Origin of the sequence: Streptomyces sp. RGM 3693 (assembly GCF_050471125.1) — a bacterium.
Taxonomy (GTDB): Bacteria; Actinomycetota; Actinomycetes; order Streptomycetales; family Streptomycetaceae; genus Streptomyces.
Genome location: NZ_JBMPPQ010000004.1, coordinates 228,804 through 245,373, shown reverse-complemented (window position 1 = coordinate 245,373; position 16,570 = coordinate 228,804). Strand labels below are relative to the sequence as shown.

At 71.0% G+C, this 16,570-nt stretch carries 19 protein-coding genes; 14 read left to right on the top strand and 5 right to left on the bottom strand.

Annotated elements, in window-relative coordinates:
* Positions 1-3 precede the first annotated feature (3 nt).
* Both ACO0M4_RS37320 and ACO0M4_RS37315 read left to right on the top strand, forming a co-directional pair.
* A complete protein-coding gene (locus ACO0M4_RS37320) occupies positions 4-390 on the top strand; it encodes a hypothetical protein (RefSeq protein ID WP_430375581.1) in 387 nt (128 codons plus the stop codon).
* 129 nt (positions 391-519) lie between these two features.
* Positions 520-1,566 (top strand): amidohydrolase, encoded by a 1,047-nt coding sequence (locus tag ACO0M4_RS37315; RefSeq protein ID WP_430375580.1) that lies wholly within the window; start codon positions 520-522, stop codon positions 1,564-1,566.
* Here ACO0M4_RS37315 and ACO0M4_RS37310 read toward each other — a convergent pair.
* The 3 genes from ACO0M4_RS37310 to ACO0M4_RS37300 form a co-directional block, all read right to left on the bottom strand.
* Entirely contained in the window at positions 1,539-2,534 is a 996-nt protein-coding gene (locus tag ACO0M4_RS37310; RefSeq protein WP_430375579.1) for a COX15/CtaA family protein, read from the bottom strand. The genes ACO0M4_RS37315 and ACO0M4_RS37310 overlap by 28 nt on opposite strands.
* Before the next feature lie 95 nt (positions 2,535-2,629).
* Complete coding sequence (locus ACO0M4_RS37305) at positions 2,630-3,403, bottom strand: ABC transporter permease (RefSeq protein WP_430375578.1); 774 nt, start codon at positions 3,401-3,403, stop codon at positions 2,630-2,632.
* Positions 3,400-4,362, bottom strand: a complete 963-nt coding sequence (locus ACO0M4_RS37300; protein WP_430375577.1) for an ABC transporter ATP-binding protein — start codon at positions 4,360-4,362, stop codon at positions 3,400-3,402. The genes ACO0M4_RS37305 and ACO0M4_RS37300 overlap by 4 nt, the downstream gene beginning before the upstream one ends.
* A gap of 224 nt (positions 4,363-4,586) precedes the next feature.
* Between ACO0M4_RS37300 and ACO0M4_RS37295 the strand changes: the two genes are divergently transcribed.
* The 12 genes from ACO0M4_RS37295 (at position 4,587) to ACO0M4_RS37240 (ending at position 14,357) form a co-directional block, all read left to right on the top strand.
* Complete coding sequence (locus ACO0M4_RS37295; RefSeq protein WP_430375576.1) at positions 4,587-5,405, top strand: helix-turn-helix transcriptional regulator; 819 nt, start codon at positions 4,587-4,589, stop codon at positions 5,403-5,405.
* Positions 5,402-6,823, top strand: a complete 1,422-nt coding sequence (gene sufB, locus ACO0M4_RS37290) for a Fe-S cluster assembly protein SufB (RefSeq protein WP_430375575.1) — start codon at positions 5,402-5,404, stop codon at positions 6,821-6,823. Before ACO0M4_RS37295 ends, sufB begins: the two co-directional genes overlap by 4 nt.
* Before the next feature lie 61 nt (positions 6,824-6,884).
* Positions 6,885-8,069, top strand: coding sequence for a Fe-S cluster assembly protein SufD (sufD, locus tag ACO0M4_RS37285; RefSeq protein WP_430375574.1), 1,185 nt, complete (start codon positions 6,885-6,887; stop codon positions 8,067-8,069).
* Entirely contained in the window at positions 8,066-8,383 is a 318-nt protein-coding gene (locus ACO0M4_RS37280) for a non-heme iron oxygenase ferredoxin subunit (protein ID WP_016578643.1), read from the top strand. The genes sufD and ACO0M4_RS37280 overlap by 4 nt, the downstream gene beginning before the upstream one ends.
* 7 nt (positions 8,384-8,390) lie before the next feature.
* Positions 8,391-9,155 carry a Fe-S cluster assembly ATPase SufC gene (gene sufC / locus ACO0M4_RS37275; protein ID WP_430375573.1) on the top strand — a complete coding sequence of 255 codons (765 nt, stop codon included), beginning with the start codon at positions 8,391-8,393 and terminating at the stop codon, positions 9,153-9,155.
* Positions 9,152-10,408: a cysteine desulfurase gene (locus tag ACO0M4_RS37270; RefSeq protein ID WP_430375572.1), complete on the top strand. Its 1,257-nt coding sequence runs from the start codon at positions 9,152-9,154 to the stop codon at positions 10,406-10,408. Before sufC ends, ACO0M4_RS37270 begins: the two co-directional genes overlap by 4 nt.
* A gap of 52 nt (positions 10,409-10,460) precedes the next feature.
* On the top strand, positions 10,461-10,919 hold the full coding sequence (gene sufU / locus ACO0M4_RS37265; RefSeq protein ID WP_016578640.1) for a Fe-S cluster assembly sulfur transfer protein SufU: 459 nt from the start codon (positions 10,461-10,463) through the stop codon (positions 10,917-10,919).
* Entirely contained in the window at positions 10,916-11,251 is a 336-nt protein-coding gene (locus ACO0M4_RS37260) for a metal-sulfur cluster assembly factor (RefSeq protein ID WP_364877175.1), read from the top strand. The genes sufU and ACO0M4_RS37260 overlap by 4 nt, the downstream gene beginning before the upstream one ends.
* A gap of 158 nt (positions 11,252-11,409) precedes the next feature.
* Positions 11,410-11,730, top strand: coding sequence for a DMT family transporter (locus ACO0M4_RS37255; RefSeq protein WP_430375571.1), 321 nt, complete (start codon positions 11,410-11,412; stop codon positions 11,728-11,730).
* Positions 11,730-12,278, top strand: a complete 549-nt coding sequence (locus ACO0M4_RS37250) for a TetR/AcrR family transcriptional regulator (protein ID WP_430375570.1) — start codon at positions 11,730-11,732, stop codon at positions 12,276-12,278. Before ACO0M4_RS37255 ends, ACO0M4_RS37250 begins: the two co-directional genes overlap by 1 nt.
* A gap of 143 nt (positions 12,279-12,421) precedes the next feature.
* Positions 12,422-13,411, top strand: a complete 990-nt coding sequence (dapD, locus tag ACO0M4_RS37245) for a 2,3,4,5-tetrahydropyridine-2,6-dicarboxylate N-succinyltransferase (RefSeq protein WP_430375569.1) — start codon at positions 12,422-12,424, stop codon at positions 13,409-13,411.
* 139 nt (positions 13,412-13,550) lie between these two features.
* Positions 13,551-14,357, top strand: coding sequence for an EI24 domain-containing protein (locus ACO0M4_RS37240; RefSeq protein WP_430375568.1), 807 nt, complete (start codon positions 13,551-13,553; stop codon positions 14,355-14,357).
* Positions 14,358-14,444: 87 nt separating this feature from the next.
* Here the strand turns inward: ACO0M4_RS37240 and ACO0M4_RS37235 are convergent, their stop codons facing one another.
* Together ACO0M4_RS37235 and ACO0M4_RS37230 are read right to left on the bottom strand one after the other, a co-directional pair.
* Entirely contained in the window at positions 14,445-14,585 is a 141-nt protein-coding gene (locus ACO0M4_RS37235; protein ID WP_362304321.1) for a hypothetical protein, read from the bottom strand.
* A 138-nt stretch (positions 14,586-14,723) separates the two neighbouring features.
* Positions 14,724-16,562, bottom strand: coding sequence for an endonuclease/exonuclease/phosphatase family protein (locus ACO0M4_RS37230; protein ID WP_430375567.1), 1,839 nt, complete (start codon positions 16,560-16,562; stop codon positions 14,724-14,726).
* Positions 16,563-16,570: the final 8 nt, after the last annotated feature.

Sequence of the window (16,570 nt, the reverse complement as noted above, 5' to 3'; positions counted from 1 at the left end):
AGCATGCTGACCATGGCAGACACCCAGCAGGCGGACGAGCAGGCGGCGGGCGGCACGGCCACCGTGACCCCGGCGCAGAAGCGGGCCGACAAGCAGGCGGCCCGACTCGCCAAGCAGATCCGGGCGTTCGCGAGCACCCACGGCGGCAGCGCCGAGGGGCAGCTCGCCCACATCGGCCGCGGTCGCACCCGGATCGCCCTGGTCGGCGCCAACGGCGAGTGGGGCAACCTGGTCGCGGACAGCTACGGCGCCGCCGAGCAGGCCGCCGAGCAGGCCGGTATCACCCTCCAGGGCGACTTCGACGGCGAGTTGGCCGCCAAGGTCCGCACCGGCCCGTACGAGTGGTCCCGGATGGCCGGTATCCAGGTGGGCGGTCCGGCCAACCCGTAGGCCCCGAACTCCCGCCCCGGTGCCGTGCGCCGGGGCGCATCGCCCGCTACCTCACCACCGGCTCGCCCGTTAAGCTCACAGGCGCGGTGGACCGGCCACGCCCATCGGGCTGATGGCGAGGAGGGGCGGATGGACACACTCCCCCCGCTCATCGACCAGCACAGTCACGGCGCCGTCCACGGCGAATTGGGCCTCGGTTCCTTCGAGGCCCAGCTGGCCGCCGCGGCCCGCGCTCAGGGCCCGGCCCCCACCGGCACCAGTCACTTCGACACCCGCACCGGTCTCGCGATACGTCGCTGGTGCCCCCCGTTGCTCGGTCTGGAGCCGCACTGTGCGCCGGTGCGCTACCTGGCCCGCCGACGCGAGGTGGGCGCCTTCCACGCCGGCCGGATGCTGCTCCGCGGGGCCGGCATCGGCACGTTCCTGGTGGAGGCCGGCACCCCCGGCGGCCTGACCTCGGCCGCCGAACTCGCCGCCGCCGCCGAGGCCCGCGCCCACGAGGTCGTCCGGCTGGAACCGCTCGCCGAGCAGGTCGCCGACACCTCCGGGAGCGTCGACTCCTTCCTCGGCTACACCGCCGAGGCCCTCTACTCCGCCGCCCAGCACGCCACCGCCTTCGCCTCCGGCGCCGTGTACTGCGAGGGGCAGGCCCCGGGGGCGGGTGAGGTGCGACGGGCCGCGGACCGCTGGTTGCGCGGCCGCCGTCCCGGAGAGCCGCTGGGGGAGCCCGCGCTCGTCCGGCACCTGCTGTGGAGCGCGGTGGCAACGGGGCTCCCGGTGCAGCTGCACTGCCCCGATCCGCAGCCGCTCGCCGCTTTTCTCCGGGCCACCGCCGGGCTCGGCTCCGACCTCGTACTGCTGCCGGAGGCCCCGCACCACCGGTGGGCCGCGCAGCTCGCCGGGGTGCACGCCCACGTGTACGCGGACACCGGGCCGTTTCCCGAGGAGACGCTGGGCCAGGCGCCGTTCGGCAAGCTGCTGTTCTCCTCGGGGGCGCGCGGGCTGCCCGAGCTCTACGTCACCGCGGCCCGGCTCTTCGCCCGGGCCATGGCGCGGGTGGTGGGGGAGTGGACCGCCGAGGGGCTGTGCGCCGCCGCGGACGGGCGGCGGATCACCGAGCTGGTCGGCTCGGGGACCGCGCGCCGGGTCTACCGGCTGGCGGCGGAGGCGAGCTGAGCGTCCGTCGCGTCGTCGGAGACCGCCGGGCGCGGGTCGTCCTCCTGGAGCGGACCGCGCTCGCGCAGCGACAGGCAGACCCGCAGCACGGCGATCCACACCAGGGTCGAGCCCAGCATGTGGAGTCCGACGACGATTTCCGGCAGGCCGGTGAAGTACTGGACGTAGCCGATGACGCCCTGGAGGGCGATGCAGCCGAGGAGTTCCAGTGCCGCCCGGCGCGCGGCGGCCGGGGCCTTGACGGCGCGCAGGGCGAACCACAGGGCGACGCTCAGGCCGACCACGACGTAGACGAAGTCGACGTGGAGCTGGGTGATTTCCTGCCAGTTCAGCGGGATGCGGTGGACCTTGTGCGCGTCGCCCGCGTGCGGGCCGGTGCCGGTGACGACCGTGCCGATGACGGTGAGCGCGCCGGTCGCCGCCACCAGCAGCCAGGCAAGCTGCCGGACCGGCCGGGCAACGACGTCGCGCGGCTCCTCGTCGCCCTCCTTGGCGCGCTGCCAGCTGAGCACGGCGACCGTGAGCAGGGCGCTGGTGAGCAGGAAGTGCGCGGCGACGAGGTACGGGTTCAGGCCGGTCAGCACGACGATGCCGCCCCAGACCGCGTTGCCCATCACGATCCAGAACTGCGCCCAGCCGAGCCGGGTGAGCGAGCGGCGGCGCGGGGCGCGGGCCCGTGCGGCCACGATGAACAGCCCGATGACCGCGCACAGGACGTAGGTCAGCATGCGGTTGCCGAACTCGATGAGGGCGTTGATGCCCATCGCGGCGGTCGGGGTGAGGCTGTCCGGCGTGCACTTGGGCCAGGTCGAGCAGCCCAGACCGGACTCGGTCAGCCGGACCGCGCCGCCGGTCACGACGATGACCACGGCCATCACGACGGTGGCGAGCGCCGCCCGCCGGACGAAGCGCGCGGAGGGCTGCCAGTGGCGGGCGATCAGCTCAAGGGGATTCAGCGTGTTCGGCACGGGAGTCATCGTAGGTGGCGGCTTGTGCGTGTTTTCACGAGGGGTGCGAAACGGGCGTGCGGGCCTGGTCGGGGGCATGGTGCACCCCGACGCGACTACTCCCAGCGGAAGAACTTCGCCGCCGCGCCCAGGCCCAGGACGGCCCAGACGGCCAGGATCCCCAGGTCGGCCAGGGGCAGGCCGGCACCGTGCTGGAGGACCTCCCGCAGACCGTCCGAGAGCGCGGAGATCGGCAGGAACTGGAGCACCTGCTGGGCCGCGGCCGGGAACTTGTCCATCGGGACGATCACCCCGCCGCCGACGAGCAGCAGCAGGAAGACCAGGTTGGCGGCGGCCAGCGTGGCCTCGGCCTTGAGGGTGCCGGCCATCAGCAGCCCCAGACCCGAGAACGCGGCGGTGCCCAGCAGGAGCAGCAGGACCACGGAGAGGGGGTTGCCGTGCGGGGACCAACCCAGCGCGAGGGCGACCGCGGTCAGCAGGGCGATCTGGAGCACCTCGGTGACCAGCACCGCGCAGGTCTTCGCGGTCATCAGCCCCCAGCGCGGCAGCGGCGAGGCGGCCAGCCGCTTGAGCACGCCGTAGCGGCGCTCGAAGCCGGTGGCGATGGCCTGCCCGGTGAACGCCGTGGACAGCACGGCGAGCCCCAGGACGCCCGGTGCGAGGAAGTCCACCGGCTTGCCGGCGCCGGTGTCGATGATGCGGACGGCGGAGAACAGCACCAGCAGCAGCGTCGGGATGATCACGGTCAGCAGCAGCTGCTCGCCGTTGCGCAGCAGCATCCTGGTCTCCAGGGCGGCCTGGGCGCGGATCATCCGGGGCAGCGGTGCGGCGCCGGGCCGGGGGGCGAACGTACCGGTCGCGGTGGTCATGCGCGCAGCTCCTTGCCGGTCAGCTCCAGGAAGACGTCTTCCAGGGTGTGGCGTTCGACGGCTATCGCGTCGGGCATCACGCCGTTCTGGGCGCACCACGAGGTCACGGTGGCCAGCAGTTGCGGATCGATCTGGCCCTGGACGCGGTAGGTGCCGGCGGTCAGTTCGGCGGCGGCGCTGTCGGCCGGCAGCGCCTTGAGGAGCGAGGCGACGTCCAGGCCGGGGCGGCCGGTGAAGCGCAGGCTGTTCTCGGCGCCGCCCTTGCACAGCTGCTCCGGGCTGCCCTGGGTGACGACCCGGCCGCCGTCGATGATCGCCACGTCATCGGCCAGCTGCTCGGCCTCGTCCATGAAGTGGGTGGTCAGCACCACGCTGACGCCGTCGGCGCGCAGTTCCCGGACGAGGTCCCAGGTGGCGCGCCGGGCCTGCGGGTCGAGACCGGCCGTCGGCTCGTCCAGGAACACCAGCTCGGGGCGGCCGACCACGGCCATCGCCAGGGCCAGCCGCTGCTGCTGGCCGCCGGACAGTCGCCGGTAGGACGTGCGTCCGCAGCTGTCGAGGCCCAGCCAGTCCATCAGCTGGTCCACGTCGAGGGGGTGGGCGTGCAGGGTGGCGGTGTGCCGCAGCATCTCCTCGGCCCGGGCGCCCGCGTAGACCCCACCCGACTGGAGCATCACGCCGATCCGCGGTCGCAGGGCGGCGGCGTCGGCGATCGGGTCCAGTCCCAGGACGCGGACCCGACCGGCGTCCGGGCGCCGGTAGCCTTCGCAGGTCTCGACGGTGGTGGTCTTCCCGGCGCCGTTGGGGCCGAGGACGGCGGTCACGGTGCCGCGCGCGACGGTGAGGTCGAGGCCGTCCACGGCGGTCTTGGTCCCGTACCGCTTGACCAGGCCGACGACCTCGACGGCAGGCTCACGGCCGGGGGAGCGGGGGGCGTCCCCTGGGGAGGTGCTGGGCATGCCGGGCAGTCTACGGAGCGGGGCGGGGCGCCGGGAGCTGGGGCCAGGACCTGTCCGGGAGCTGTGCGGGGACCGCCTTGAGGGGTGTCCTCCGGAAGGGGAGGCGCCGGTTCCGGAGCGTGACGGACGGCACCGTAATTAGGTAACCCTAAGTGATGGAGGCCACCGGTCCGCAATGCGATACAGGCTTGAATCGCTTTGACGAATTACGCAACAATGGCGTTGTGAAATACGTGAGCGAGGATCGGAACAGGCCCGCGGCCCGGCAGGCCGCCGGCCCGGATTCCTCCGCGCCCGCGCACGACGAGCAGCGCGGCACGCGCAACCGCGTCGCCCGCTCCATCCTCGACCACGGCCCGTCCACCGCGGCCGAGCTGGCCCTCCGCCTGGAGCTGACCCAGGCCGCGGTCCGCCGTCATCTGGACGCGCTGGTCGCCGAGGGTGTCGTGGAGCCCCGCGAGAAGCGGGTCTACGGCGCTCGCGGCCGCGGCCGTCCGGCCAAGGCGTTCGCCCTCACCGAGTGCGGTCGGGACGCCTTCGACCAGGCGTACGACGGCCTCGCCGCGGATGCGATGCGCTGGATCGCGCAGAGCGCGGGCGGCGGCGCCAAGGGCGAGGCGGCGGTCGCCGCGTTCGCCCGAGCACGGCTCGCCGCGCAGGCTGAGGGGTACCGCGAGGCGGTCGAGAAGGCCGAGCCGGAGGCCCGCACCCAGGCCCTGGCGAAGGCGTTGACCGCGGACGGGTACGCTGCTACGGCGCGCAGTGCGCCCAATCCCCAGCTCGGTGAACAGCTCTGCCAGCACCACTGCCCGGTCGTCCACGTCGCCGAGCAGTACCCGCAGCTGTGCGAGGCGGAGACCGAGGTCTTCTCCCGATTGCTCGGGACCCACGTACAGCGCCTTGCCACCATCGCCCACGGCGACGGGGTGTGCACGACCTTCGTCCCGAAGGCCGGCGCCGGCAAGGCAGCTCACCGCACTGGTGAGCGCCCCACAAAGACCACCACAGCATCTGCTAGCACGGCCGGGAGGAACCCCGCATGACGCTCCCTACGGAGACTGCTCACCCTGAGCTCGAGGGACTGGGTAAGTACGAATATGGCTGGGCCGACTCCGACGTCGCCGGGTCCGCTGCCAAGCGCGGCCTGTCCGAGGCCGTCGTCCGCGACATCTCGGCGAAGAAGGACGAGCCGGAGTGGATGCTCAAGCTGCGCCTCAAGGGGCTGAAGCTGTTCGATAAGAAGCCCATGCCGACCTGGGGTTCCGACCTCTCGGGCATCGACTTCGACAACATCAAGTACTTCGTCCGCTCCACCGAGCAGCAGGCCGCCTCCTGGGAGGAGCTGCCCGAGGACATCAAGAACACCTACGACAAGCTGGGCATCCCCGAGGCGGAGAAGCAGCGCCTGGTCGCCGGTGTCGCCGCGCAGTACGAGTCCGAGGTCGTGTACCACCAGATCCGCGAGGACCTGGAGAAGCAGGGCGTCATCTTCCTGGACACCGACACCGCGCTCAAGGAGCACCCGGAGCTCTTCCAGGAGTACTTCGGCACGGTCATCCCGGTCGGTGACAACAAGTTCGCGTCGCTGAACACCGCGGTCTGGTCCGGTGGCTCGTTCATCTACGTGCCCAAGGGCGTCCGCGTGGACATCCCGCTGCAGGCCTACTTCCGGATCAACACCGAGAACATGGGCCAGTTCGAGCGGACGCTGATCATCGTCGACGAGGACGCCTACGTCCACTACGTCGAGGGCTGCACCGCGCCGATCTACAAGTCGGACTCGCTGCACTCCGCGGTCGTCGAGATCATCGTCAAGAAGGGCGGCCGCTGCCGCTACACGACCATCCAGAACTGGTCGAACAACGTCTACAACCTGGTCACCAAGCGCGCCGTCGCCTACGAGGGCGCGACCATGGAGTGGGTCGACGGCAACCTCGGTTCCAAGGTCACCATGAAGTACCCGGCGGTCTACCTCATGGGTGAGCACGCCAAGGGCGAGACCCTCTCGATCGCTTTCGCCGGCGAGGGCCAGCACCAGGACGCCGGTTCCAAGATGGTCCACATGGCGCCGAACACCTCCTCCAACATCGTCTCCAAGTCGGTGGCGCGGGGCGGCGGCCGGACCTCCTACCGCGGTCTGGTCGAGATCGGCGAGGGCGCCGCGGGCTCCAAGTCCAACGTGCTGTGCGACGCGCTGCTGGTGGACACCATCTCCCGCTCGGACACCTACCCCTACGTGGACGTCCGCGAGGACGACGTCTCCATGGGCCACGAGGCGACCGTCTCCAAGGTCAGCGAGGACCAGCTCTTCTACCTGATGAGCCGCGGCCTGAGCGAGCAGGAGGCCATGGCGATGATCGTCCGTGGCTTCGTCGAGCCGATCGCCCGTGAGCTGCCGATGGAGTACGCGCTGGAGCTCAACCGGCTGATCGAGCTGCAGATGGAAGGCGCGGTCGGCTGACCCCGGCCCCACGCAGCGACTGACTCCCGCAAGAACGCAGAAAGCGAGCTAGACGACAGCCATGGCTGAGGCTCAGAACATCCCGTTGGGTTCCACGACCGCCGGTTCCGTCGCGGTGGCCGCGGAGTCCACCGTCGCCACCCGGATGAGCGCCCCGCCGTCCTACGACGTGGCGGACTTCCCGGTGCCGCACGGCCGCGAGGAGGAGTGGCGGTTCACGCCGCTCGCGCGGCTGCGCGGTCTGCACGACGGCAGCGCCGTGGCCGGCGGTCCCGACCTGAAGGTCGACATCACCGCGCCCGAGGGCGTCACCCACGAGCTCGTCGACCGCGCCGACCCGCGGGTCGGCAAGGCCGGCAAGCCGGTGGACAGGGTCGCCGCGCAGGCGTACAGCGTGTTCGAGAAGGCGTCGGTGGTCACCGTTCCCAAGGAGACGGTCCTCACCGAGCCGATCCGGATCCGGGTGCACGGTGAGGGCGGCACCGCCTTCGGCCACCAGGTCATCGAGCTGGGCGCGTTCGCCGAGGCGGTCGTGGTCATCGACCACACCGGTGACGGCGTGCTCGCCGCCAACGTCGACTACCTCCTCGGCGACGGCGCCAAGCTGACCGTGGTCTCCGTCCAGGACTGGGACGACACGGCCGTCCACTGCGGCCAGCACAACGCCCTGGTCGGCCGGGACGCCACCTTCAAGTCCGTGGTTGTCACCTTCGGCGGCGACGTCGTCCGCCTCCACCCGCGGATCACCTACGCGGCGCCTGGCGGCGAGGCCGAGCTCTACGGCCTGTACTTCACCGAGCAGGGCCAGCACCAGGAGCACCGCCTCTTCGTCGACCACGACGTGGCCAACTGCCGCTCCCACGTGACCTACAAGGGCGCGTTGCAGGGGCAGGACGCGCACGCGGTCTGGATCGGCGACGTCCTCATCCAGGCGGCCGCCACCGGCACCGACACCTACGAGCTGAACCGCAACCTCGTGCTCACCGACGGCGCGCGGGTCGACTCGGTGCCCAACCTGGAGATCGAGACCGGCGAGATCGTCGGTGCCGGCCACGCCTCGGCGACCGGCCGGTTCGACGACGAGCAGCTCTTCTACCTGATGGCCCGCGGCATCCCCGCCGACGAGGCGCGCCGGTTGGTCGTCCGCGGCTTCTTCGCCGAGCTGGTCCAGCAGATCGGGCTCCCGGACGTCGAGGAGCGCCTGATGAGCAAGATCGAGGCCGAGCTGGAAGCGTCGGCGGCATGACCTACGTACGCGCGGCCGCGCTGAGCGAGCTGGAGGAGGACACCCCCAAGAGGGTGGAGATCGACGGCACGCCGATCTCGCTGGTGCGCACCGAGGGCGAGGTGTTCGCGATCAACGACATCTGCTCGCACGCCAACGTCTCCCTCTCCGAGGGCGAGGTCGAGGACTGCTCGATCGAGTGCTGGCTGCACGGCTCCAGCTTCGACCTGCGGACCGGCAAGCCGTCCGGTCTTCCCGCGACGCGCCCCGTCCCCGTATATCCCGTAAAGATCGAAGGGGACGACGTGCTCGTCTCCGTCACCCAGGAGTCCTGAGTTCCCCATGGCAACGCTTGAGATCCACGACCTGCACGTCTCCGTCGAGGCCGAGAACGGCCAGCGCGAGATCCTGAAGGGCGTCGACCTGACCGTGAAGCAGGGCGAGACGCACGCCATCATGGGCCCCAACGGCTCCGGCAAGTCGACCCTCGCCTACTCCCTCGCAGGTCACCCCAAGTACACGATCACCGGTGGCACCGTCGCCCTCGACGGCGAGGACGTCCTTGAGATGTCCGTCGACGAGCGCGCCCGGGCCGGCGTCTTCCTCGCCATGCAGTACCCGGTCGAGGTCCCCGGCGTCTCGGTCTCCAACTTCCTGCGCACTTCCGCCACCGCGATCCGCGGTGAGGCCCCCAAGCTCCGCACGTGGGTCAAGGAGGTCAAGGAGGCCATGGAGCGTCTCCAGATGGACCCGGCGTTCGCCGAGCGCAACGTCAACGAGGGCTTCTCCGGCGGCGAGAAGAAGCGCCACGAGATCCTCCAGCTGGAGCTGCTCAAGCCGGCCATCGCGATCCTCGACGAGACCGACTCCGGCCTCGACGTCGACGCGCTGCGGATCGTCTCCGAGGGCGTCAACCGCATCCGCGAGGCCGGCCAGGTGGGCACCCTGCTCATCACCCACTACACGCGGATTCTCCGCTACATCAAGCCCGACTACGTCCACGTCTTCGCCAACGGCCGGATCGCCGAGTCCGGCGGCCCCGAGCTGGCGGACAAGCTGGAGGCCGAGGGCTACGAGGCATACGTGAAGGGTGGTACGACCGCGTGACACAGCTGCCGGGCCTCCTCGACACAGAGGCGATCCGTAAGGACTTCCCCATCCTGGACCGTCAGGTCCACGACGGGAAGAAGATCGTGTACCTGGACAACGCGGCGACTTCGCAGAAGCCGCGCCAGGTCCTCGACGCCCTGAGCGCCTACTACGAACGTCACAACGCCAACGTCCACCGCGGCGTGCACGTGCTCGCCGAGGAGGCCACGGCGCTGTACGAAGGTGCCCGCGACAAGGTCGCCACCTTCATCAACGCGCCGAGCCGCAACGAGGTGATCTTCACCAAGAACGCCTCGGAGTCGCTCAACCTCGTGGCCAACATGCTCGGCTGGGCCGACGAGCCCTACCGCGTGGACCACGAGACCGAGATCGTCATCACGGAGATGGAGCACCACTCCAACATCGTTCCGTGGCAGCTGCTCTCGCAGCGCACCGGCGCGAAGCTGAAGTGGTTCGGCATCACCGACGACGGCCGCCTCGACCTGTCCAACATCGACGAGGTCATCACGGAGCAGACGAAGATCGTCTCCTTCACGCTGGTCTCCAACATCATGGGCACCATCAACCCGGTCGAGACGATCGTCCGGCGCGCGCAGGAGGTCGGTGCGCTGGTGTGCATCGACGCCTCGCAGGCCGCGCCGCACATGGTCCTTGACGTCCAGGCGCTCCAGGCCGACTTCGTGGCCTTCACCGGCCACAAGATGTGCGGCCCGACCGGTATCGGCGTCCTGTGGGGCCGCCAGGAGCTGCTGGAGGACCTCCCGCCGTTCCTCGGTGGCGGCGAGATGATCGAGACGGTGTCCATGCACTCCTCGACCTACGCGCCCGCGCCGCACAAGTTCGAGGCCGGTACGCCCCCGATCGCGCAGGCCGTCGGCCTCGGCGCGGCCGTGGACTACCTCACCGCGATCGGCATGGACAAGATCGCCGCGCATGAGCACGCGATCACCGAGTACGCCGTCAAGCGGCTGCTGGAGGTCCCCGACCTGCGCATCATCGGCCCGAGCACGGCCGAGGACCGCGGGGCGACGCTCTCCTTCACGCTCGGCGACATCCACCCGCACGACGTGGGTCAGGTTCTGGACGAGCAGGGCATCGCGGTCCGCGTGGGGCACCACTGCGCGCGCCCGGTCTGCCTGCGCTACGGAATTCCTGCGACCACGCGAGCGTCGTTCTATCTGTACTCCACCCCGGGTGAGGTCGACGCCTTGATCGAGGGCCTGGAGCACGTCCGCAACTTCTTCGGTTAATGGGCACCGTGGTCAAGAGGCACGGTGGATGAGGACGAGGACTGACTGAGTCGTGAAGCTGGATTCCATGTACCAGGACGTCATCCTGGACCACTACAAGCACCCCCATGGGCGCGGTCTTCGGGACGGCGACGCCGAGGTGCACCACGTCAACCCCACGTGCGGCGACGAGATCACGCTCCGTGTGCGGCTCGACGGCACGACCATCGAGGACGTGTCGTACGAGGGGCAGGGCTGCTCCATCAGCCAGGCCAGTGCGTCGGTGCTCAACGACCTCCTGGTCGGCAAGGAGCTCGGTGAGGCGCAGCGGATCCAGGAGACGTTCCTGGAGCTGATGCAGTCCAAGGGCCAGGTGGAGCCCGATGACGCCATGGAGGAGGTGCTGGAGGACGCGGTGGCGTTCGCCGGTGTCTCGAAGTACCCGGCGCGTGTGAAGTGCGCCCTGCTCAGCTGGATGGCCTGGAAGGACGCCACGGCCAAGGCCCTTTCCCAGGAGGCGAAGACCGCATGACCGACACCCCGACCACCACCAAGCCGGCCTCGGAGGAAGAGGTCCGCGAGGCGCTGTACGACGTCGTCGACCCCGAGCTGGGCATCGACGTCGTCAACCTCGGGCTGATCTACGGCATCCACATCGATGACGCCAACATCGCCACCATCGACATGACGCTGACCTCGGCGGCCTGCCCGCTGACCGACGTCATCGAGGACCAGGCGAGGTCCGCCACGGACGGCATCGTCAGCGAGTTGAAGATCAACTGGGTCTGGATGCCGCCGTGGGGCCCGGACAAGATCACCGACGATGGCCGCGAGCAGCTGCGCGCGCTGGGGTTCAACGTCTGAGTGCCGCTCCGCGGCACCACCGCACGGTCGAGCGGCCGTGTCCACCGGTTCTTCGGTGGGCACGGCCGCTTTCGTCGTTCCGGGCGCTGAGCGCCGAGCGCTGCGATCGCCCCCCCCGTTGTGTACGGTCGTACGCAACGCTGTGTACGCTCGTACGCATGGCCTACCTGACACTCGCCGGCGCGATCCTCTCCGAGGTCCTCGCGACGACCTCGATGAAGTACAGCCACGGCTTCAGCAGGCTGTGGCCCTCGCTCGGCACCGTCCTCGGGTACGTGCTCGCCTTCGCACTGCTCGCCCAGACGCTCAAGTCGATGAGCATCGGGACCGCGTACGCGATCTGGGCCGGGACCGGTACCGCGGTGATCGCCGCGATCGGGATGGTGTTCCTGGGCGAGAGCGCCAGCGCCTTCAAGATCTTCGGGGTGCTGCTGGTGATCGCCGGGGTAGTGGTGCTCAACCTCGACGGGGCGCACTGATGGCCCGGCGCTACGACCCGGAGCGGCGGCAGCGGATCATCGACGCGGCGATCACGGTGGTCGGGGAGCGGGGGATCGCCGGGCTCAGCCACCGCGCGGTGGCGGCCGCGGCGGACGTCCCGCTGGGCTCCACGACGTACCACTTCGCGACCCTCGACGACCTGCTGGTCGCCGCGCTGCGGCAGGCCAACGGCTGGTGGCTGGCGGACTTCGCGCGCTGGGTGGACGGGATCGACCCGGCCGTGCCGCTCGCCGACGAGGTGGCCCGGCTGGTCGCGGAGATCCTCGCCGCGGACCGGGCGCGGGTGGAGCTGGAGTACGAGCTGTACCTGGCCGCGCTGCGGCACGAGGCGGTGCGGCCGATCGCGGCCGAGTGCCTGGACGAGATGGTGACGCTGCTCGACCGGCGGATCGGCGACCGGGCCACCGCCCGGGCGGTGGTGGCCTTCACCGACGGGCTGCTGCTCCAGCACCTGCTCACCGGTCAGCCGTTCCAGCCGGCCCTGGTGCGCGAGGGGTTGGCCGGGGTGCTGGGGGCCGCCCGGTGACCGGCGCCCGCGGGCCGGCGGCTGGTGCGACCCTACGAGCCGGACGGTGCGGGCGGGCGGCCCGGATCGTGTGACCGTACGGCCCGGGACCGATCGCTGAGACCGGTTCGCCTCCGCGGGCGGGCTCCGGTTAGGTTTCCCACATGACCGATGCTGCAACTTCCCTCACGACCGGCGCCGTCGCCGCCGGGCTCGCCACCGTCGCCTCCGACGGCACCGTTCTCGACACCTGGTTCCCCGCGCCCGAGCTGGTCGACGCGCCCGGCCCGGCCGGCACCGAGCAGCTGGCGGACGACCGCGCCGCCGAGCTGCTGGGCGCCGCTGCCCTCAAGGCCATCGGTCCCGACCCGGTCCGCGGCGTGGAGGTCGTGGCCGTCCGCACGGTCATCGCCTCCCTGGACGACAAGCCGCTGGACGCGCACGACGCCTACCTGCGCCTGCACCTGCTCAGCCACCGCCTGGTCAAGCCGCACGGCCAGAGCCTGGAGGGCGTCTTCGGCCTGCTGGCCAACGTCGCCTGGACCTCGCTCGGCCCGGTGCCGGTCGACCAGCTGGAGACGGCCCGGCTGAACGCCCGCGCCGAGGGCCTGCACCTCCAGGTCACCAGCGTCGACAAGTTCCCGCGGATGACCGACTACGTGGCGCCCGCCGGCGTTCGGATCGCCGACGCCGACCGGGTGCGGCTGGGTGCCCACCTCGCGGCCGGCACCACCGTCATGCACGAGGGCTTCGTCAACTTCAACGCCGGCACGCTGGGCACCTCGATGATCGAGGGCCGGATCAGCGCCGGTGTGGTGATCGGCGACGGCACCGACATCGGCGGCGGCGCCTCCACCATGGGCACCCTCTCCGGCGGCGGCAAGCAGATCATCTCGATCGGTGAGCGCTGCCTGCTCGGCGCCGAGTCGGGCATCGGCATCGCGCTGGGCGACGAGTGCGTGGTCGAGGCCGGTCTGTACGTGACCGCGGGCACCCGCATCACGCTGCCCGACGGCCAGATCGTCAAGGCGCTGGAGCTGTCCGGCGCCGACAACATCCTCTTCCGCCGCAACTCCACCACCGGCACCGTCGAGGCCCGCCCGAACAAGGCGATCTGGGGCGGTCTGAACGAGATCCTGCACAGCCACAACTGACCGGGCACCGTCCCGCAGTCCTCGCCCCGGGCCCGGCGGCCACACCGCCGGGCCCGGGGCGTGTGCGGTTCCGGACCCGGTTCCGCACCGCGTTGTCCCGGACCGGTCGACCGTCCCGTCGCGCCGATAGGGTGGCCGCATGCGTGATCTTGTAGCGGGGGTGCGGTATCTGGGCCGGGGCGTGCGCTGGGTCGCCGGGCACGGCCGGTGGTGGGGGTTCGGGCTGATCCCCGCACTGGTGGCGCTGGTGCTGTACGCGGGGCTGCTCACCGTGCTGGCCCTGTGGTCCGGCGACCTCGCCGCCTGGGCGACGCCGTTCGCCGACGGCTGGGGCTCCCCGTGGCAGGGGCTGCTGCGCGGGTTGTTCGTGGCGCTGTTGCTGGCCGGCGGGCTGACGCTGTCGGTGCTGACGTTCACCGCCGTCACCCTGCTGATCGGCGACCCCTTCTACGAGTCGCTGTCGGAGCAGGTCGAGGAGAGCGAGGGCGGCTGCCCGCCCGGCTCGGACCGCCCGCTGTGGCGGGAGATCGGCATCGCGCTGCGGGACATGGTCCATGTGCTGCTGCGGGCCGCCGGGTTCGCGGTGCTGCTCTTCCTCCTGGGTTTCCTGCCGTTCGTGGGGCAGACCGTGGTTCCGGCCCTCGGGTTCTGTGTCTCCGGCTTCTTCCTCGCCGTCGAGCTGACCACGGTGGCGATGCAGCGCCGGGACATTCCGGTCCGCGAGCGGCTGCGGCTGCTGCGCGGCCGCAAGGCCCTGGCGGTGGGCTTCGGGACGCCACTGGTGCTGCTGTTCCTGATTCCGTTCGTGGCGGTGCTGCTGATGCCGGGCGCGGTGGCCGGGGCCACCCTGCTGGTGCGGGAGCTGGTGCCCGTCGGGCCGGATGCCGGGCCGGCGGTGGCGGACGGGCCGGAGCCGGAGGAACGGGCGGTGCCCGCCGCCTGGTGACCGTGCCCGGGGACGCCCGGAACGACGAAGCGGCCGCCGCACCCTGTGGTGCGGCGGCCGCTCGGCGTACTGCCTGCCCTACCCGCGTCAGTCAGCCTTGCGCGACCGCGGCTTCAGGTCCTGGGTGCGCTCGGCGGCGGACTCCTCCGACTGCGGCCGGTGCTGGTCGGAGCGCCGCTCGGCGGCTCGGTCCTGCTTGCCCGACTTACGGTTCTGCGACTTCGGCATCATGACTCCCTTTGTCTCGCCGAAACGGTGTTTGCCCTCCCAGTACCGCACCCCGGGGCGCAGTTGGCCCCCGGAGGTGGGCTGGTGGAGTGACGAGACGGTCACCCCGGGTGAGGCGCGGGGCAGGGATGTCGGGCGTCAGGGCTTGATCCGCAGCACCTGCGGGTCGTGGTCGCTGGTCTGGTCCGCGTACTCGGCGTTGATGTGCACCACGTCGTAGTCGGCGCGGGTCAGTGCCTTGCTGGTGAGCAGGTGGTCCAGCACCTGGGAGTTGCCTTGGTAGACGTAGCTGTAGCGCTCGGCGACCGGCAGCTTGGTGACCTGGTCGGTGAGCACGCCGCCGCTGGTGAGGGTCTTCAGCGCGGGCGAGAACTGGTAGTCATTGAGGTCGCCGGCCACCACCACGTCGGCCTTGGGGTCCTTGGTCAGCAGCTCCTTGACGAAGGTGTTGACCAGCTTCGCCTGTGCGGTGCGCTGGGTCTCCGAGGTCCGGGCCGGCGGCTGGAAGCGGCTGTCCAGGCCCTGGTCGCCGCCCTTGGAGTTGAAGTGGTTGGCGATCACGAAGACCCGGCGATCGGGCTTGCCGCGCAGCGCGAACTCGCCGACCAGCGGCTTGCGGCTGGACTTCCACGCCGCGTCGGTCGGCGCGATCCGGCCCGGCGAAGCGGACAGTCCGACCCGGCCGTGGTCGTCGACGACCTTGACCGGCGTGGTCGCATCGCCGCCCTTGACGTCCGTGAACGCCACCCGCTGCGGGTTGAAGAGGAACGCCACCCGGATGTTGCCGCCGGGCTGGCCGCCGTCCTGGTCGTTCTGCGGGTCGATCGCCCGCCACGCGTACGCCGGGCCGCCGGCCGCCTTGATGGCGTCGGTGAGCTTCTTGAGGGTGGTCCCCGCGGTGACCGTCCCGTCGTCCGTGGCGCCGCTGTCGTCCTGGACCTCCTCCAGGGCGACGACGTCGGGGGCGGCGAGGTTGTGGACCAGGCCCTTCGCCAGCCGGTCGAACTTGGTCTGCGGGTTGTCCGGGGCGAGGTTCTCGACGTTGTAGGTGGCCACCGCGAGTTCGTCGGCCGTCTGTGTGCGGGTGACCTCGGGCGCCGGGGTGTGGGCGGCGAGCGTGCCCAGTTCGGTGGCCTGGAGGGTGTAGCCGCCGAAGTTGTCGTAGTCCAGTGGGCCGGCGGTGGTGCCGCTCAGCCGGTCGCCGACGTTGGCCACCGGGAACGGCCGCTGCGAGAAGGGGATGAGGGACTGGACCTTGATGCGGCCGCCGTTGGGGTCGGCGTACGACTCGTAGAGCGTGCCGCCGCGGGCGGTGCGGTGGTGGCCGGGGGTGGCGGTCACCCACAGCTCGTTGTGGGTGTTGGTGGGGCCGACGACCGGGGCGCCGACGACCGAGACTCGCATGCCCTCCAGCGACTCCAGGCGGTCGAGGGTGTACTTCGTGGGCCGGAGGGTGCGCGACTCGATGCTCCGGCCGCCCGCGTCGGGTGCGTAAGTCGCGGGAATCGAGGAGGCGTTGAGCTTGACCGGGGCCGGCAGCGCCTGGTTGCTCGCGGTGACCTTCCAGGTGGCACTGGTGATCTCGGTGACGGACTGGCCGCCGGCGTCCTTGCCGCCCGGGTAGTACTCGCTGACCGTGCCGCTGAAGGTGAGCGCATCGCCGACCGCGACCTTCGGCGTTTCCTTGCCGGTGAAGACGAAGACCGCCTCGCTGGTCGCCGGGTCGTCGTCGGGGTGCGGGTCCTGCACCCAGAAGCCGCGGGACGAGCCGAACGCCCGGATCGCGGTCACGGTGCCGGGAACGTCGCCGACCTGCTTGCCGGCCAGCGGGGATATGCGGGTCCTGCCTTGGATGTCGTGGATCCGGGTGCCGGCCGCCGAGGCGGACTGCACGCTGAGCAGTCCGCCGGCGAGGGCGGCGCAGGCGGCCACCGCAGTGAGGGCGACCGGTCTGCGGAGCGGACGACGGGGTGGCATCAATGCCT

What these genes read in the sequence shown, in the direction of transcription:
- ACO0M4_RS37320 (WP_430375581.1), top strand. Translation starts at nt 4, where the DNA reads ATGCTGACCATGGCAGACACCCAGCAGGCGGACGAGCAGGCGGCGGGC.
- ACO0M4_RS37315 (WP_430375580.1), top strand. Translation starts at nt 520, where the DNA reads ATGGACACACTCCCCCCGCTCATCGACCAGCACAGTCACGGCGCCGTC.
- ACO0M4_RS37305 (WP_430375578.1), bottom strand. Translation starts at nt 3,403, where the DNA reads ATGACCACCGCGACCGGTACGTTCGCCCCCCGGCCCGGCGCCGCACCG.
- ACO0M4_RS37300 (WP_430375577.1), bottom strand. Translation starts at nt 4,362, where the DNA reads ATGCCCAGCACCTCCCCAGGGGACGCCCCCCGCTCCCCCGGCCGTGAG.
- sufB (WP_430375575.1), top strand. Translation starts at nt 5,402, where the DNA reads ATGACGCTCCCTACGGAGACTGCTCACCCTGAGCTCGAGGGACTGGGT.
- sufD (WP_430375574.1), top strand. Translation starts at nt 6,885, where the DNA reads ATGGCTGAGGCTCAGAACATCCCGTTGGGTTCCACGACCGCCGGTTCC.
- ACO0M4_RS37280 (WP_016578643.1), top strand. Translation starts at nt 8,066, where the DNA reads ATGACCTACGTACGCGCGGCCGCGCTGAGCGAGCTGGAGGAGGACACC.
- sufC (WP_430375573.1), top strand. Translation starts at nt 8,391, where the DNA reads ATGGCAACGCTTGAGATCCACGACCTGCACGTCTCCGTCGAGGCCGAG.
- ACO0M4_RS37260 (WP_364877175.1), top strand. Translation starts at nt 10,916, where the DNA reads ATGACCGACACCCCGACCACCACCAAGCCGGCCTCGGAGGAAGAGGTC.
- ACO0M4_RS37255 (WP_430375571.1), top strand. Translation starts at nt 11,410, where the DNA reads ATGGCCTACCTGACACTCGCCGGCGCGATCCTCTCCGAGGTCCTCGCG.
- ACO0M4_RS37250 (WP_430375570.1), top strand. Translation starts at nt 11,730, where the DNA reads ATGGCCCGGCGCTACGACCCGGAGCGGCGGCAGCGGATCATCGACGCG.
- dapD (WP_430375569.1), top strand. Translation starts at nt 12,422, where the DNA reads ATGACCGATGCTGCAACTTCCCTCACGACCGGCGCCGTCGCCGCCGGG.
- ACO0M4_RS37240 (WP_430375568.1), top strand. Translation starts at nt 13,551, where the DNA reads ATGCGTGATCTTGTAGCGGGGGTGCGGTATCTGGGCCGGGGCGTGCGC.
- ACO0M4_RS37235 (WP_362304321.1), bottom strand. Translation starts at nt 14,585, where the DNA reads ATGCCGAAGTCGCAGAACCGTAAGTCGGGCAAGCAGGACCGAGCCGCC.
- ACO0M4_RS37230 (WP_430375567.1), bottom strand. Translation starts at nt 16,562, where the DNA reads ATGCCACCCCGTCGTCCGCTCCGCAGACCGGTCGCCCTCACTGCGGTG.